This window comes from Nonomuraea zeae, assembly GCF_005889725.1.
Lineage (GTDB): Bacteria > Actinomycetota > Actinomycetes > Streptosporangiales > Streptosporangiaceae > Nonomuraea > Nonomuraea zeae.
The window spans coordinates 1-15,736 of sequence record NZ_VCKX01000283.1 but is presented as its reverse complement, the minus strand read 5'-3'; the positions used below and the strand labels follow the sequence as shown (position 1 = coordinate 15,736).

Sequence of the window (15,736 nt, the reverse complement as noted above, 5' to 3'; positions counted from 1 at the left end):
CACCAGGACCGCCGCCGCCCCCGCCGCCAGCAGGGCCCGTCCCCGGCCGCCGCCCGGCCTCTTCTCCGGCGCGTCCAGATCCGTGTTGGCGGGCCGGCTCGCGACGATGGCCGCGAGCAGCCGGTCGGCCTCCTCCGCCGTCACCCGCTCCTCGGGCTCCTTGCGCAGCAGGCCGCGCAGGATCGGGTGCATGGCCGGCGGGATCCTGCGGTAGTCGGGCTCCTCGGTGAGCAGCGCGTTGAGCGTCGCCATGGGCTCGCCCCGCTCGAACGGCGGGCGCCCGACCATGCAGGCGTAGAGCGTGGCGCCCAGCGACCACAGGTCCGAGGCCGGTCCCGACTCGGCCGCGCGCACCCGCTCGGGAGCCAGGAAGCTCGGCGAGCCGGTCACCATGCCGGTCCTGGTGAGCGACGCGTCGCCCTCGGCCGTGGCGATGCCGAAGTCGGTGAGCACGGCCCGGCCGTCGTCGGCCAGCAGGATGTTGCTGGGCTTGACGTCCCTGTGCAGGATCCCGGTCTCGTGCGCGGCCTTCAGGGCGGACAGCACCTGCCTGCCCACGTCGGCCGCCTGCCGCACCGGCAGGGCGCCCGTGGTGAGCACGACCTCCTCCAGGGAGGGGTGGCGCAGCAGCTCCATCACGATCCAGGGCCGGCCGCCCTCCTCGACGACGTCGTAGACCGCGACGACCGACGGGTGGTTGAGCTTGGCCGCCATGCGGGCCTCGCGGGCGGTACGCATGAGCTGCCGCTCCTGGTCGCCCGGCGACAGCCCGTCGGGCAGCAGCACTTCCTTGATGGCGACCTGCCTGTTGAGCAGGGTGTCGCCACCTTCCCAGACCACGCCCATTCCCCCGCGGCCCAGTTCGCGCACTAACTGGTAGCGCCCTGCGATGAGCCGGTTGCCATCCGAAACCATGTCCTACCCCTGTAGCGGCGCAAGCGCCTGCTGCAAACAGACGCTGAACGCGGCTGTCTGTAGACCACCCGAACAGTGGGCAAGTTTCCCATACCTCCCACAACTTCGCCGGAAGGTCGGGAAGGCCGCTTGCCACAGGTCACCGAATGTTGTTCTACTGAGGCAGGGTCCACATCGAGGAGAGGTCCATGCCTGAAGTTCGCCGGGGTCCGCTGTCAGGTGTGCGCGTGCTGGAGCTCGCGGGGCTCGCTCCTGGGCCGTTCGCGGGAATGATGCTAGCCGATCACGGCGCTGACGTGCTGCGAATCGACCGCGTGGGCGCCGTCTCCGACCGGCCGCGCACGGATGTCATGGACCGCGGCAAGCACACGATCGGGCTCGACCTGAAGTCCCCCGAGGGCGTGGCCGCCTTCAAGGAGCTCGCCAGGCACGCCGACGTGGTCATCGAGGTGTTCCGGCCGGGCGTGGCCGAGCGGCTCGGCATCGGCCCCGACGACCTGCACGCGGTCAACGAGCGGCTCGTCTACGGCCGCATGACCGGCTGGGGCCAGGACGGCCCGCTCGCCGCCACCGCCGGGCACGACATCGACTACATCGCCGTGTCCGGGATCCTGTCCATGCTGGGCCGCGACGGGGACAAGCCGACCCCGCCGATCAACATCCTGGGCGACTTCGCCGGCGGCGGGCTCATGCTCGCGTACGGGGTGCTGCTGGCCCTGTTCGAGCGGGAGCGGACCGGCCAGGGCCGGGTCATCGACGCGGCCATGGTGGACGGGGCGGCGACCCTGTTCGCGATGTTCTACCAGGCCGCGGCGAGCGGCCACTGGGGCCCGCGCGGCACCAACCTCCTGGACACCGGCGCCCCGCAGTACGACACCTACGAGACCGCGGACGGCGGCTACCTGGCCGTCGGGTCGCTGGAGCCCCAGTTCTGGGACGCCATGGTGACCCTCATGGACCTGAAGGACCTGCCCGACAGGAACGACAGGAGCCAGTGGCCGGCGCTGAAGGCCCGGCTGACCGAGGAGTTCAAGAGCAGGACGCGGGCCGAGTGGGAGGCGCTCTTCGACGGCTCCGACGCCTGCGTCTCCCCCGTGCTGTCCATGGCCGAGGCCGCCACCCACCCGCACAACGTCGCCCGCGGCAGCTTCACCGAGGTCGGTGGCCTCGCCCAGCCGCTGCCCGCGCCCCGCCTGCTCGGCGTGCCCGCGCAGGACCTCTCCCCCGCCACCCGCCTGGCCGACCTGTCCTCCTGGGGCCTGTCGCAGGAGGAGGCGGACAAGCTGCGCAGCCAAGGGGTGCTCGCATGAACGACCCGTCCGGCTTACCCGACCCGCTCGATCTGCTCGACGGCGACCTGTACGCCGGCGACCCTGGCCCCGTGTACGCGTGGCTGCGCGAGCACGCGCCGGCCTACTACGACGCGGCCAACGGCCTGTGGGGCATCTCCCGCCACGCCGACATCGCGGCCATCGAGCGCGACCCCAAGCTGTGGACCAGCACCGTCGGCTACCGCCCGCAGCTGCCATCCGAGCCGTCGATGATCGGCCTGGACGACCCCGAGCACGCTGAGCGCCGCCGCCTGGTCTACCGCCGCTTCACGCCGCGCCACGTGCACGAGCGCTACGCCGCCCGCGTCCGCGAGGTCGTCGTCGAGCAGCTCGAACGGGCGCTGGAGCAGGGCACGGTGGACGCGGTGCCCGAGCTGGCCGCGCCGCTGCCGGCCCGCATGATCGGCTGGCTGCTGGGCTTCCCCGACGAGGACTGGCCGAAGCTCAAGCACTGGTCGGAGACCACGATCGTGGCCGGTGGCGGCCTGCGCTACGTCACCCACGAGGCCGCCGTGGCGGCCGGCGAGTACGGCGAGGCCGTGCTGGCGCTGGCCGCGGAGCGCCGCGCCCACCCGCGCGACGACCTGCTGTCCCTGTGGTGCGCCAGCCCCGGCTACGACGACGACCGCCTGGCGAACGACGCGCTGCTGCTGCTCGACGGCGGCGCGGAGACCACCAGGACGGTCATCGCCACCGCCATCGACGCACTGATCCGCCATCCCGACCAGTGGCGGCTGCTGCGCGCGGACAAGGGGCTGATGGAGGGGGCGGTGGAGGAGTTCATCAGGTGGACCACGCCGATACTCAACATGTGCCGCGCCGCCACCCGCGACACCACGCTGCACGGGCAGCGGATCGCGGAAGGGCAGCAGGTCCTGCTCATGTACGGGGCGGCGAACCGCGATCCCGAGGTGTTCGATCGGCCGGAGGTCTTCGACGTGACCCGCAGGCCGGGCGGGCACATCGCGTTCGGCCACGGCGCCCACTTCTGCCTGGGGGCGGCGCTGGCCCGGCTGGAGCTGCGGATCTTCTTCGAGGAGTGGCTGGACCGGGTGGACTCGGCCGGCTACGCGGACCGGGAAGGCCCGCGCATCCTGCCCAACGCCTTCGTCAGGGGCGTGACGTCCTTCCCGATCGTGCTCCGGCGGCGCTGAAGGCCGAGTAGTCCTTCAGCGCGATCGAGTCGTGCAGGCGCACGCCCTTGCTGCTGATCTTCGAGGCGGCCCTGGTGAGCGTGACCGGCAGGTGGTTGATCAGCCGTACGCCCTGTTCCAGCGCCCACAGGTCGAACCGGGTGCCCGGCACGATGCGCTTGGCCGCGCCGAGGGCGAACGTGCGGCTGCGGCGTACGTAGTCGCCGATCTCGGCCTCGTAGGCCGGGAAGGCCCGCGCGTGGTCCCCGCCGTGCGCGGCCAGCTCGCCCGCGAGGATGTACGCCCCCACGACCGCCAGGCTCGTGCTGCCCCCGACCGCCGGGCCCGGGCAGTAACCGGCGTCGCCCACCAGCGTCACCCGGCCGCGCGACCAGGTGTCCAGGCGGAGCTGGGTGATCGAGTCGAAGTAGAACGCCGACGCCTGGTCCAGCTCCGCCAGGAGCCGCGGCACCTGCCAGCCCACGCCCTCGAAGCGGGCGCGCAGCAGCTCCTTCTGCCTGGCGACGTCCCTGTGGTGGTAGACGAGCGGCTCCAGCGTCCTGAAGAAGAACCCGGCCCGCGCGTCCTCCATGTCCGCGGCGCCGTACATGGCGGCCATCCTGCCGACCCCGGCGATGCCCTCCATGCGGCCGTCGAGCCCCAGGTGGTTCGGCACCGTGACGACGGCCAGGTAGGCGCCGATCCAGGTGGTGAAGCGCGACTCGGGGCCGAAGACCAGGCGGCGGACGTTGGAGTGCAGGCCGTCGGCGCCGACCACCAGGTCGTACGTCTCCGTCCGGCCGCTGTCGAAGCGCACCTCGACCGCTCCTGAGCCCTTTTCCGGCATCGCGGCGATGGAGTCGCCGAAGACGTACTCCACGTCGTCGCGGGTGACGTCGTGGAAGATCTCGCTGAGGTCGTCGCGCATGATCTCGACGTGCCGGTCGGACACGGCGGCCATGACGCGGCGCAGCTCCAGCTCGATGGGCTTGCGCGCGCCCTCCCTGTGCATGGTCAGCCACTCGGTGCCGGTCTTCTTCGCCCGCACCGGCTCCAGCACGCCCATCTGCTCGACGATGTCCATCGCCGGTCTGAACAGGTCGACCGCGTGGCCGCCCGTCTTGCGTAACCCGGGAGCCCGCTCCACGACCGTGACGGAGAAGCCGTACCTGGTGAGCCAGTACGCGAGGGCCGGTCCGGCGATGCTCGCGCCCGAGATGAGGATCCGCATGACCCCTCCTTACTTAACGGATGGTAAGTCGGAGGCTAGCATCTTACTTAACGATAGGTAAGGGGTAGTCTTGGGATCATGCCCAGCGATACGAAGGCCCGCATCCAGGCCGTGGCCCGCGAACTGTTCGCCGAGCAGGGCGTCCAGAACACGAGCCTGCGCCAGATCTCCGACCGGCTGGGCATCACCAAGCCCGCGCTCTACTACCACTTCGCCTCGCGCGACGACCTGGTGCGCAGCATCGTCCAGCCGATGGTGCAGGACGTCGAGCGGTTCGTGGGCACGCGGCAGCCCGGCGACGCCAGGGAGCTGCTCGACGACTATTTCGACCTGATCTGGCGGCACCGCGAGGTGATCGTCATGGTGGTGCGGGAGCTGTCCACGCTGGGCGTGCTGGATCTGGGGACGCGCATGTTCGAGTGGCGGCGCCAGGTGATCACGCTGCTGCTGGGGCCCGAGCTCACGCAGGCCCAGCACATCCGGGCCACGGTGGCGCTCGGCGGGATGTCCGACTGCGCGGTCGAATACGCGCACCTCCCGCTGGAGGACGTCAAGCCGACGGCCGTCGAAGCGGCGGCCGCCGCGCTCGGACTCTGAGCGGCGACGGCCGCGCTCGGACGCTGAGCGGCGGCCGCCGCGCTCGGGCTCTGACTCAGACGGCTATGTAGAGGTCCGCCCCCTCACGGTGGTGCACTTCGAGATCCGTCGTGAACGCCCGCGACGGCGTCCCGCCCGACTCGGTGTGCTTCCACACCTGCTGCCACGCCTCGACCAGGGCCTGCGGCATCTGGCCGCGTACCGCCAGCCGCAGCGCCTGGCCGGCCGGCACGCGTACGGCCACCATGCCCTCGGGGATGCGCGGCACCGTGCGCACCCCGGTCCCGACGATCTGCGTGTAGGCCCCGTTGTGGTCGCTCTCGTAGTCGGTCAGCACGGCGTAGAGGTTCTCGTCGACGCGTCCTGGCACGTGCGCGAAAGCCCCCGGCACGCCCACCCGCTGCCACAGCGCCGGCAGTCTGGCCCGCGCCGGATCCATCTCGTCGGCGTTCGTGGTGCGTACGGCGAAGCCGACCACGATCAGCTCGGCCCGGTCAGTTACGTCCACAGGCCCTCCCCTCCCCCAAAAGTGTCCCGGCCGATCATAAGCCCACGAGAAAGGGGGAAACCCCTTGATGACGATGTCCCGACATAAGATGGATGAACGTGAAGTTTCTTAATGACCTCGAGCCTCACTTCGATTTGACCTATAGCGACGTTTTCATGGTGCCGTCGCGCTCTTCGGTCGGTTCCCGGCTCGGAGTCGACCTTTCGACGAACGACGGCACGGGCACCACCATCCCCATCGTCGTCGCGAACATGACCGCGGTCGCCGGCCGCCGCATGGCCGAGACCGTGGCACGGCGGGGCGGCATCACCGTCATCCCGCAGGACATCCCGCTGGACGTGGTGGCGAACGTCGTCGACTGGGTCAAGAAGCGCGACCTCGTGCACGACACGCCCCTGACCCTCACCCCGCACGACACCGTCGGGGAGGCGCTGCAACTGCTGCCCAAGCGGGCGCACGGCGCGGTCATCGTGGTCGACTGGGAGAACCGGCCCGTCGGCGTGGTGACCGAGGCCGACTGCCAGGGCGTGGACATGTTCACGCAGCTCTCCTACGTCATGTCCAGCGAGCTGCTCACGCTGCCCGCCGGGCTCGACCCGCGCACGGCCTTCGAGCGGCTGCACGAGGGGCGGCACCGGCTGGCGCCCATCGTGGACGACGGGCGGCGGCTCGTGGGCATCCTCACCCGTACGGGCGCTCTGCGCGCCACCCTCTACCAGCCCGCGCTCGACGCCGAGGGGCGGCTGCGCATCGCGGCGGCGGTGGGCGTGAACGGCGACGTGCCGGCCAAGGCCAAGGAGCTGCTGGAGGCCGGGGTCGACTGCCTGGTCGTGGACACCGCGCACGGCCACCAGGAGAAGATGATCTCCGCCCTGCACGCCGTCAGAGCCCTCGACCCGGGGGTGCCCGTCGCGGCGGGCAACGTGGTGACCGCGGCCGGCGTGCGCGACCTGGTGGACGCCGGGGCCGACATCGTCAAGGTCGGCGTGGGGCCGGGGGCCATGTGCACCACCCGCATGATGACCGGGGTGGGCCGGCCGCAGTTCTCCGCCGTGCTGGAGTGCTCGGCCGAGGCCCGCCGCCTGGGACGGCACGTGTGGGCGGACGGCGGCGTTCGCCACCCGCGCGACGTGGCGCTGGCGCTGGCCGCCGGGGCCTCGAACGTGATGATCGGGTCGTGGTTCGCCGGCACGTACGAGTCGCCCGGCGACACCCACACCGACGCGAACGGCCGTAAGTACAAGGAGAACTTCGGCATGGCCTCGGCGCGGGCCGTGCGGCTGCGGACGGCGGAGGACTCGGCGTTCGACCGGGCCAGGAAGGCGCTGTTCGAGGAGGGGATCTCGACCTCCAGGATGTATCTCGATCCGAAGCGGCCCAGCGTGGAGGACCAGATCGACTGGATCGTGGCCGGGCTGCGCTCGTCGTGCACGTACGCGGGGGCGGGGAACCTGGAGGAGTTCCACGCGCAGGCGGTCGTCGGGGTCCAGAGCTCGTCCGGCTACGCGGAAGGCATGCCCTTGCACCAGAGCTGGTGACGCTCACTGCTCCCTTCGTGCTCGTTGACGGCCCTTCGTGCTCGACGGCGGTCAGACGCGCCGCCAGCCGCCCGCGGCGTGGATTCCCCCGTCCACGTGCACCGTCGTCCCCGTGACGAACCTGGCCAGGTCGCCGGCCAGGAACACGGCCGCCCCCGCCGCGTCGGCGGGCAGGCCGAGGTGGCCGAGCGGCGGCGTGCGTACCGGGTCGTAAGGCAGGGGGCGGGCCAGCATCCGCTCGCGCACGCCCGACTCGCCGGCCGTCTGCAGCGCGTCGGGCGCGATCGCGTTGACCCTGATGCCCCGGGGAGCGAGCTCCAGCGACAGCGACTTGGTCATGCTCTCCAGCGCGGCCTTCATGGCGGCGTACAGGGCGAAGCCCGGCGCGGCCTGGTGCGCCTCGCTGGAGGTCACGTTGATGATCGAGGCGCCGGTGCCCATCATCGGCAGCATGCACCTGGTCATGCCGGTGACCTGCGTGAAGTTCTCCTCGATGAGGATCTGCTCGCCGCGCGGCGAGGTCTGCTCGAACGCGGCGTGGAAGGTGCCGCCGGCGTTGTTCACCAGGATGTCCACGCGGCCCCAGCGCTCGCGTACGGCCTGGGCGAACAGCTCGACGGCCACGTGGTCGCGCACGTCGAGCGTCATCGCCAGCTCGGCGCTGGGCTTGTCGCGGTCGCAGACGGCGACGTGGGCGCCGAACGCGGCGAACGCCTCCGCGATCGCCAGCCCGATGCCCCGGGCCGCTCCGGTGACGACGGCTACGCGCCCGGTCAGCAAGATCGCGTCGGGAGAAAGGGCGGCCATGAACGATGACGATATCCCGACCGCATAGAGTCGTCGGGTCCATTCCTATCGTCAACAGGAGCACTTCGTGGCACTCGAAAAGCCCGAGATCGACTTCCCGGGGGGCAACCCGCCCGCTGACCTGGAGATCGTCGACCTGACCGTGGGCGACGGCCCGGAGGCCAAGCCCGGCCAGAACGTACGCGTCCACTACGTCGGCGTGGCGTTCTCGACCGGGGAGGAGTTCGACGCGTCGTGGAACCGCGGCGATGCGTTCGAGTTCCCCCTCGGTGGCGGCCGCGTCATCGCCGGCTGGGACCAGGGGGTCGCGGGCATGAAGGTCGGCGGCCGGCGCAAGCTGGTCATCCCGCCGCACCTCGGTTACGGCAGCCGTGGGGCCGGCGCCCGCATCAAGCCGAACGAGACGCTCATCTTCGTCGTCGACCTGCTGGGCGTCAGCTGACCCACCGCCTGGTCTCCGACCTCGCACGGCGTCAGCCGATACACCGCGCGGTGCCGCGGACCGCTCACGCAGCGGGCCGCGGCGCCCCGCCCGGCTTCCCACCGCACCACTCCACCACCGCTCCCGGCCGCGCCTGCCGCACCAAGACTTCCGGCCGGCCTGCCGTACCAAAGCTTCCGGCCGCGCCCCGGCTGCGACACACTCGTCCGATACCGGGTGGGGAAATGTCGGCCGCGTGAGGCACCATAGGCGTGTGCTTCTGATCGACGTGGTCCGGGTGTCCGAGGCGGTGACGCGCACGTCCGCCAGGCTCGGCAAGATCGGCCATCTGGCGGAGCTGCTTGGCCGGGTCGGCCCGGATGAGGCGGAGATCGCGATCTCCTACCTCTCGGGCGAGCTGCCCCAGCGGCAGGTCGGCGTGGGCTGGCGCACGCTGGAGGATCTCCCGCAGCCCAAGCTGGCCGCCACCGCCACCCTGACCGGCGTCGACGCGCTGCTGTCCCGGATCAAGGCCGTCTCCGGGCCGGGCTCGCAGTCGGCGCGCAAGGCCCTGGTGGCCGAGCTGTTCGCCGGGCTGACGAGCCAGGAGCAGCAGTTCATCCGCCGGTTGCTGCACGGCGAGCTGCGCCAGGGCGCGCTCGACGGGGTCATGATCGAGGCGGTGGCCAAGGCGTCCGGCGCGCCGTCGGCCGACGTCCGGCGCGCGCTCACGCTGCGCGGCTGGCTGCCCGCCGTCGGGGCCGGCGCGCTGGCCGGAGGGGTCGAGGCGCTGCACGCGTTCCGGCTGGAGGTGGGCCGGGCGGTCTCCCCCATGCTGGCGGGCAGCGCCCCCAATGTCGCCGCCGCGCTGGAGAAGGCGGGCGCGCCCGCGGCGCTGGAGTGGAAGCTCGACGGCGTACGCGTGCAGGCCCATCGCTCGGGCTCGGAGGTGCGGGTCTTCACCCGTACGCTCGACGACATCACGCCGCAGGTGCCCGAGGTGGTGGAGGCGCTGCTGGAGATGCCGTCGGCCGATCTCGTGCTCGACGGCGAGGTGCTCGCCCTGCGTCCCGACGGCCGCCCGCATCCGTTCCAGGTGACGGCGAGCCGGGTGAGCAGCAAGCTCAACGTCGCCCAGCTCCGCGAGCAGACGCCGCTGAGCGTGTTCTTCTTCGACGCCCTGCGCGCCGACGGCGAAGACCTGCTCGACCTGCCCTACACGCGCCGCCAGGAGGCGCTGACGGGCGCGGTCCCCCACGGCCTGCTGACTCCCCGGCTGATCACGGGGGATGTGGCGGAGGCGGAAAAGTTCTTCACCGACGTGGTGAAGGCGGGCCACGAGGGCCTGGTGGTCAAGTCCCTGGTCTCCCCCTACGCCGCGGGCCGCCGGGGCGCGGGCTGGATCAAGGTCAAGCCCCGGCACACGCTCGACCTGGTGGTCCTGGCGGCCGAGTGGGGCCACGGCCGCCGCGAAGGCAAGCTCTCCAACCTCCACCTAGGCGCGCGCGACCCCGAGGGCGGGTTCGTGATGCTCGGCAAGACGTTCAAGGGCCTGACGGACGAGCTGCTGGCCTGGCAGACCGAGCGCTTCCTGGAGCTGGCCGAGGGCCCGACCGACGAATGGACGGTCACGCTGCGGCCTGAGCTGGTCGTGGAGATCGCCTTCGACGGGGTCCAGCGCTCGCCGCGCTATCCCGGGGGCATGGCCCTGCGCTTCGCCCGGGTGCTGCGCTACCGCCCCGACAAGCGGGTCGAGGACGCCGACACGGTGGAGACGGTTCGCTCGCTCATGCTGTGAGAGCCCTGGCGACCGGCGTCCCGGAAAGCTCGGAAAAGAAATCCGGAGATGGTGTCGGATCGGAGCGGTGGCGTTCGTAGCAGGGGTGAGGCCGCCCGCAAGGGGCGGCGCCACGTAAGGGAACCGCGAACATGAAGCTGACCACCATGACTCAGGTCACCATCGACGGAGTGATGCAGGGAAACGGCGGCGCGTCGGACGAGGACCGCAGGAACGGATTCGAGCGCGGCGGCTGGGCCCTGGGCATGGGCGACGACGAGACCCACGCGTTCATCAACCAGACCTACCACCGCGCCGACGCGTTCCTGTTCGGCCGGCGCACCTACGAGCTGTTCGCCGGCGCGTGGGGGTCCTGGACGGACGAGGACGTCCCCGGCTGGGAGCCCGTCAGGCGGGCATTGAACACACGGCCCAAGTACGTGGCATCGACCACGCTCACCGATCCGGCGTGGCCGGGCACCACCGTCCTGCCCGACGACCTCGCGACCGCCATCGCGGATCTGAAGGCCCGGCCAGGCGGTGAGCTGCAGGTGCACGGCAGTGGCACCCTGACCCGGTGGCTGCTGGCGAACGATCTGGTCGACGAGATCACTCTGATCGTGGTCCCGGTGATCCTCGGCCAGGGCGCGCGACTGTTCCCGGCGACCGGCCCGGATCTCGCGCTCGACCTGGTCGAGTCGCGAATCGACGCCAAGGGCGTGACGATCCAGCGCTACCGGCCGGCCGGGCGCCCGCGGTACGCGCGGGCTTGAGCACTTGACCGGCACACCACGCTGTCCTGACACCACAGGGGATGATCCTCAGATGCGGTACCTGATCTCCGTGATCCACGACCAGGCCGGCCTCGCCACCCCGGACGAGCACGCGGCGATCGACGTGTTCAACGACCGGCTCCAGGCCGAGGGCCACTGGGTCTTCGCCGGTGGCCTCGCCTCGCCCGACACGTCCACCGTCATCGACAACCGGAGTGGGGAGGCGATGGTCACCGACGGGCCCTTCCTGGAGTCGAAGGAGTTCCTCGCCGGCTTCTGGATCATCGAGGCAGCCGGCCTCGACGTGGCGATCGAGCTGGCCACCGAGGGGTCGAGGGCCTGCAACCGGAAGGTCGAGGTGCGAGCGTTCCGGTGAACAGGACCGACGTCGGTGCGGCGATCACCCAGGCCCACCACGAGGAGTGGGCCCGGGTGGTCGCCTCCCTCACCAGGCGCTTCGGCGACCTCGACCTCGCCGAGGAGGCGGCGGCCGAGGCGTTCGCGATCGCCGTCCAGCGGTGGCCGGCCGACGGCGTACCGCCCAACCCGGGCGCCTGGCTGACCATCACCGCCAACCACCAGGCCATCGACCGGCTCCGGCGCGAGAACAAGCGCGACGACAAGCACCGGAAGGCTCAGATGTCATACGACGACCCGCCCGAGCCTCTCGGCGCCATCGACGACGACCGGCTCCGGCTGATCTTCACTTGCTGTCATCCCGCGCTGGCGATGGAGGCCCGCGTGGCGCTGACGCTGCGCATGGTCGCCGGCCTGACCATGCCCGAGATCGCCCGCGCCTTCCTGGTGGCCGAGAGCGCCATGGGGCAGCGGATCACCCGCGCGAAGGCCAAGATCAAGGCGGCGCGCATCCCCTACCGAGTGCCTTCGGCGGAGGATCTCCCGGCGCGCGTCTCGGGCGTCCTCGCCGTCCTCTACCTCGTGTTCAACGAGGGCTACCTGGCCACCGGCCCCGGCACCGATCCCGTACGCCACCACCTGACCGCCGAGGCGATCCGGCTCACCCGCCTGATCCGCGCCCTCCTGCCGGACGACGGTGAGGCGGCCGGGCTGCTGGCGCTGATGCTCCTCATCGAGGCCCGCCGCCCCGCCCGGGTCTCGGCCAGTGGCGAGCTGATCACCCTCGACGAGCAGGACCGCAGGGCCTGGGACGCGACGCTGATCGCCGAGGGCCACCGGCTGGTGCGCGAGCGCCTCGCCGCTGCCGCCGCCGGGGTGGCCCCGGGCCGCTACCAGATCCTCGCGGCGATCAACGCCGTGCACACCTCCGCCCGCGACATGCGCGACACCGACTGGTCGCAGGTCCTCGCCCTCTACGACCAGCTCGCCTGCCTCGACCCCTCGCCGGTCGTCGCGCTCAACCGGGCCATCGCGGTCGCCGAGCTCGACGGCCCGCAGGTGGCGCTGGCGGATGTCGACCGTCTTGCGGACAGTCTGGCCGGCTATCACGCCTACCACGCCACCCGCGCCGACCTGCTGCGCCGGCTGGGCCGTAGCCAGGAGTCGCGGGCGGCCTACGACAGAGCCATCGAGCTCGCGGGCAACACCGCCGAGACCGCCTCCCTGACCCGCCGCCGCGACCAGCTGCGGTAGCGCCCACGGACACTTCTCGCACGGGAGGCGGCGTCATGGTGACCGAGCTCGACCGGTTCGCCCGGGACATGGCCGATGCCGGCCAGATCCTCACCGACCCGCCCGGCCGCGGCGGCGCGGGACCGTCGCACCGATCATGAATGCGGTGGCCAGGCCGTTGGCGATCAGGAGCGCGGCGGCGGCCCACAGAGCGGTGGATGCCGCGCCCGTACGGAGGAACAGCGTGCCGAGCAGGGCGATGCCGAGCGTGCCGCCGAGCTGCTGAACGGCGTTGAGCAGCCCGGCGGCCGAGCCGGTCTCGTGCGGGCGGACGCGTTCGAGCGCGGTGCTGAAGAACGGCGTGGTGAACATCCCCAGCCCGAGCCCGCCCAGCGCCAGCGCGAGTCCGGCCGCCCACGGGTGAGCGGGCTCGGCGGCGTAGGCGGCGATGAGGAGCAGGGTCCCCGCCAGCAGCGCGGTGAGCCCGCCGAACATGAGTTTCGCCCCGATCCGTGGGAACAGACAGGCACCCGACACCCACGAGGAGACCGCCATCCCGCACGACCAGGGCAGCAGCGTGAGGCCCGAGGTCAGGACGTCGGCATGGCGGGTGAGCTGCGCGTGCAGGACGACGGTCAGCATCACGCCGTTCATCACCGCGAAGAACAGCGTGGAGCTCACCAGCGCGGCCGGGAAACCGCGGTTGCCGAACAGGCTGGGCTCGACCAGCGCCGCTCGCCCTCGCCGTGACCGTCCGCGCTGCTGGAGCCAGAACGCCACCAGCACCGCCACGCCACCGGCGAGCGCGATCCAGGTCCAGGCGGGCCACCCGGCCGCGTCGCCCTCGATGAGCGGGTAGACCAGCAGGCCCGTGCCGAGGGTCGCCAGCGCGGTGCCGGGCAGATCGAGGCGTGGAGGGTGGGCGGCGCGGTCCTCGCGCAGCAGCGGCGCGAGTGCGAGGACCGCCAGGCCGAGCGGGACGTTCACGAGAAAGACGGACCGCCATGACGAGCCGAGCAGGTCGGCGTGGGTGAGGAAGCCGCCCAGCACGGGGCCGCAGACCGCCGACAGGCCCATGACCGGGCCGATGCTGCCCAGCGCCCTGGGCAGCTCCGCGCCGTCGAACATGGCGCGGATCAACCCGAGGGTCTGCGGAATGATCAGCGCCGCCGTAGCCCCCTGCACCGCCCGCGCGGCGATCAGCATCCCGGCGGACCCGCTCAGCGCGCAGACCAGCGAGGCGATCACGAATCCGGCGACGCCGGCCCGGAAGACCCGGCCGCGCCCCGCGATGTCGCCGAGCCGCCCGCCGGTGATCAGCAGCACCGCGAACGGCAGCGTGTACGCGGCCCCGAACCACTGGATGTCGGACGCGGGACCGGCGAGGTCGGCGTGGATGACCGGCGCCGCGACCTGGACGATCGTCGCGTCGAGCAGGTTCATCGCCTCGGCGGCCAGCAGCGCTGCCAGCGCGACCCACCGCCACCGGTGGGCCGACGTCGGGCTCGTCAGCACAGAATGCTCCCTCCAGCAGGGCCGTTCGTCGCGGTCGATCCTGCGGGCGGGAGCGCGGCCGGTTCCACTCTTGGCGGGAAGGCAGGCGATACTTTCCACCAAGGGTCGAAAAGTGAGGAAATATCACGTGCTTGACGACGTCGACCGGGGTCTGATCCATGCGCTGCACATCGACGGCCGCGCGCCCTTCAGCAGGATCGCCTCCGTACTCGGCGTCTCGACCCAGACCGTGACCCGCCGCTACCGGCGGCTGACCGCCGAGGTCGCGCTGCGCGTCGTGGGCCTCCCTGACACCCGACACTCCGGTCAGGCGCAGTGGATGCTGCGTCTGACCGCCGCCCCGCACAGCGCCCAGAACCTCGCCCGGGCCCTCGCGCGGCGGGCCGACACGTCGTGGGTCAAGCTCATCTCCGGCGGCACCGAGATCTTCACGATCGTCACCACCCCGGACCATCAGCCCGACCGCTCGCTGCTCCTGCACGACATCCCGCGCACCGCGGGCATCACCGCGGTTTCCGCGCACTGCCTGCTGCACACCTACCGCGGCGGTCCCGCCGCCTGGCGCGGACGCCCGAACGTGCTGGACGAACGGCAGCAACGGCTGCTGGAGCCCGCCGTCCAGCCCCGCGGCGAGCGGCACGCCGTGACCCGCTCCGACGCCGCCCTGCTGGCCGCGCTCCGCCACGACGGCCGGGCCAGCCAGGGCGACCTGGCAAAGGCCACCGGCTGGTCGGCGGCCACCGTCGCGCGCCGCGTTGGCGACCTGCGGGCCAGCGGCGCGCTCTTCTTCGACATCGAGCTCGACGCGGCGGCGCTCGGCATCGCCGTCCAGGCCCTGCTGTGGATGTCGGTCGCCCCGGCGCACCTGGACCGGGTCGCCACCACCCTGGCCGGCCACGCCGAGCTGGCCTTCGTCGCCGCCACCACCGGCTCAACCAACCTGACGGCCAACGCGCTGTGCACCGATCCGGCCGCCTTGCACCGCTACCTGACCCAGGGGCTCGGCTCGGTCGGGGGCATCCACACGATCGAGACCGCTCCCGTGCTCCGAACCGTCAAGGCGACCGCTCCGATGACCATGGTCGTCGGTCGCTGACTTCCGGCGGAGCGCTGGACAGCAGGATGACCGCTGGCGAGCCTTCCGGCCGCCGAGCGCACAGGAGCGGTCATCACGGGACCCGAGGGCTACGCCGCGCCCGCCACAGGTGGTCATCCCCCAGCGTTCACCGGGCAGCCACCACCAGCCGCTGCCCGCGCGGGACCGCCTTGCGCCTGACGTTTGACTGGCCGTCGCACCCGGCCACCGTGCCGGCGCAGCAGCGTGAGCGCCGCGCCGCCCCTGCCGCCGCCGCCCCTGCCGCCGCCGCCGCTGCCGCCCCTGCCGCCGATCTTGCCGCGCTTCGGGCGTTTTCCCGTTCGCCGGAAATCAGAAGATCCTCGGCGTACGCTCAGCCCTTCCCGGCAAACATGCGGCATAAGTGACATATATCACTATATGTCCCATTAAGTTGTCTTTACCTGCCGTTTGTCCCTTATGTTCTTCTTCACCGCGCGGGATCCCCACCCCGCCGACGGATCGGCCACGGAAACGCCGCCCACC

At 71.8% G+C, this 15,736-nt stretch carries 15 protein-coding genes; 10 read left to right on the top strand and 5 right to left on the bottom strand.

Annotated elements, in window-relative coordinates:
- A partial coding sequence (locus ETD85_RS50040) for a serine/threonine-protein kinase (protein WP_138696912.1) occupies nt 1-915 on the bottom strand: 915 nt, incomplete at its 3' end.
- Nucleotides 916-1,103: 188 nt separating this feature from the next.
- On the opposite strand from ETD85_RS50040, the gene ETD85_RS50035 reads away from it, so the two are divergent.
- Nucleotides 1,104-2,225, top strand: coding sequence for a CaiB/BaiF CoA transferase family protein (locus ETD85_RS50035; protein ID WP_138696911.1), 1,122 nt, complete (start codon nt 1,104-1,106; stop codon nt 2,223-2,225).
- Entirely contained in the window at nt 2,222-3,400 is a 1,179-nt protein-coding gene (locus tag ETD85_RS50030; RefSeq protein ID WP_138696910.1) for a cytochrome P450, read from the top strand. Before ETD85_RS50035 ends, ETD85_RS50030 begins: the two co-directional genes overlap by 4 nt.
- Here ETD85_RS50030 and ETD85_RS50025 read toward each other — a convergent pair.
- Entirely contained in the window at nt 3,357-4,610 is a 1,254-nt protein-coding gene (locus ETD85_RS50025; RefSeq protein WP_138696909.1) for an FAD-dependent monooxygenase, read from the bottom strand. The genes ETD85_RS50030 and ETD85_RS50025 overlap by 44 nt on opposite strands.
- A 78-nt stretch (nt 4,611-4,688) precedes the next feature.
- Here ETD85_RS50025 and ETD85_RS50020 point away from each other — a divergent pair, with 78 nt between their 5' ends.
- On the top strand, nt 4,689-5,207 hold the full coding sequence (locus ETD85_RS50020; protein ID WP_138696908.1) for a TetR/AcrR family transcriptional regulator: 519 nt from the start codon (nt 4,689-4,691) through the stop codon (nt 5,205-5,207).
- A gap of 55 nt (nt 5,208-5,262) precedes the next feature.
- Here ETD85_RS50020 and ETD85_RS50015 read toward each other — a convergent pair whose 3' ends face one another.
- Entirely contained in the window at nt 5,263-5,715 is a 453-nt protein-coding gene (locus tag ETD85_RS50015; protein WP_138696907.1) for a GyrI-like domain-containing protein, read from the bottom strand.
- A gap of 98 nt (nt 5,716-5,813) precedes the next feature.
- Here ETD85_RS50015 and ETD85_RS50010 point away from each other — a divergent pair, with 98 nt between their 5' ends.
- On the top strand, nt 5,814-7,253 hold the full coding sequence (locus ETD85_RS50010) for a GuaB1 family IMP dehydrogenase-related protein (RefSeq protein ID WP_138696906.1): 1,440 nt from the start codon (nt 5,814-5,816) through the stop codon (nt 7,251-7,253).
- Between the two features lie 51 nt (nt 7,254-7,304).
- On the opposite strand, the gene ETD85_RS50005 is transcribed toward ETD85_RS50010, so the two are convergent.
- Complete coding sequence (locus ETD85_RS50005) at nt 7,305-8,060, bottom strand: SDR family NAD(P)-dependent oxidoreductase (RefSeq protein WP_138696905.1); 756 nt, start codon at nt 8,058-8,060, stop codon at nt 7,305-7,307.
- 67 nt (nt 8,061-8,127) lie between these two features.
- Here ETD85_RS50005 and ETD85_RS50000 point away from each other — a divergent pair, with 67 nt between their 5' ends.
- The 5 genes from ETD85_RS50000 (at nt 8,128) to ETD85_RS49980 (ending at nt 12,642) form a co-directional block, all read left to right on the top strand.
- On the top strand, nt 8,128-8,502 hold the full coding sequence (locus tag ETD85_RS50000) for an FKBP-type peptidyl-prolyl cis-trans isomerase (RefSeq protein ID WP_138696904.1): 375 nt from the start codon (nt 8,128-8,130) through the stop codon (nt 8,500-8,502).
- Nucleotides 8,503-8,755: 253 nt separating this feature from the next.
- Nucleotides 8,756-10,279, top strand: a complete 1,524-nt coding sequence (locus tag ETD85_RS49995; protein WP_138696903.1) for an ATP-dependent DNA ligase — start codon at nt 8,756-8,758, stop codon at nt 10,277-10,279.
- Nucleotides 10,280-10,410: 131 nt separating this feature from the next.
- Nucleotides 10,411-11,031 (top strand): dihydrofolate reductase family protein, encoded by a 621-nt coding sequence (locus ETD85_RS49990; RefSeq protein WP_138696902.1) that lies wholly within the window; start codon nt 10,411-10,413, stop codon nt 11,029-11,031.
- 52 nt (nt 11,032-11,083) lie between these two features.
- Nucleotides 11,084-11,407: a YciI family protein gene (locus ETD85_RS49985; protein WP_138696901.1), complete on the top strand. Its 324-nt coding sequence runs from the start codon at nt 11,084-11,086 to the stop codon at nt 11,405-11,407.
- Nucleotides 11,404-12,642: an RNA polymerase sigma factor gene (locus tag ETD85_RS49980; RefSeq protein WP_138696900.1), complete on the top strand. Its 1,239-nt coding sequence runs from the start codon at nt 11,404-11,406 to the stop codon at nt 12,640-12,642. The genes ETD85_RS49985 and ETD85_RS49980 overlap by 4 nt, the downstream gene beginning before the upstream one ends.
- 90 nt (nt 12,643-12,732) lie before the next feature.
- Here ETD85_RS49980 and ETD85_RS49975 read toward each other — a convergent pair whose 3' ends face one another.
- Nucleotides 12,733-14,136 carry an MFS transporter gene (locus ETD85_RS49975; protein ID WP_240779951.1) on the bottom strand — a complete coding sequence of 468 codons (1,404 nt, stop codon included), beginning with the start codon at nt 14,134-14,136 and terminating at the stop codon, nt 12,733-12,735.
- 127 nt (nt 14,137-14,263) lie between these two features.
- On the opposite strand from ETD85_RS49975, the gene ETD85_RS49970 reads away from it, so the two are divergent.
- Nucleotides 14,264-15,232 carry an Lrp/AsnC family transcriptional regulator gene (locus ETD85_RS49970; protein ID WP_138696899.1) on the top strand — a complete coding sequence of 323 codons (969 nt, stop codon included), beginning with the start codon at nt 14,264-14,266 and terminating at the stop codon, nt 15,230-15,232.
- Nucleotides 15,233-15,736: the final 504 nt, after the last annotated feature.

Coding starts and splice junctions, on each gene's coding strand:
- ETD85_RS50005 (WP_138696905.1), bottom strand. CDS start 8,060: ATGGCCGCCCTTTCTCCCGACGCGATCTTGCTGACCGGGCGCGTAGCC.
- ETD85_RS50030 (WP_138696910.1), top strand. CDS start 2,222: ATGAACGACCCGTCCGGCTTACCCGACCCGCTCGATCTGCTCGACGGC.
- ETD85_RS50035 (WP_138696911.1), top strand. CDS start 1,104: ATGCCTGAAGTTCGCCGGGGTCCGCTGTCAGGTGTGCGCGTGCTGGAG.
- ETD85_RS50025 (WP_138696909.1), bottom strand. CDS start 4,610: ATGCGGATCCTCATCTCGGGCGCGAGCATCGCCGGACCGGCCCTCGCG.
- ETD85_RS49985 (WP_138696901.1), top strand. CDS start 11,084: ATGCGGTACCTGATCTCCGTGATCCACGACCAGGCCGGCCTCGCCACC.
- ETD85_RS49990 (WP_138696902.1), top strand. CDS start 10,411: ATGAAGCTGACCACCATGACTCAGGTCACCATCGACGGAGTGATGCAG.
- ETD85_RS50020 (WP_138696908.1), top strand. CDS start 4,689: ATGCCCAGCGATACGAAGGCCCGCATCCAGGCCGTGGCCCGCGAACTG.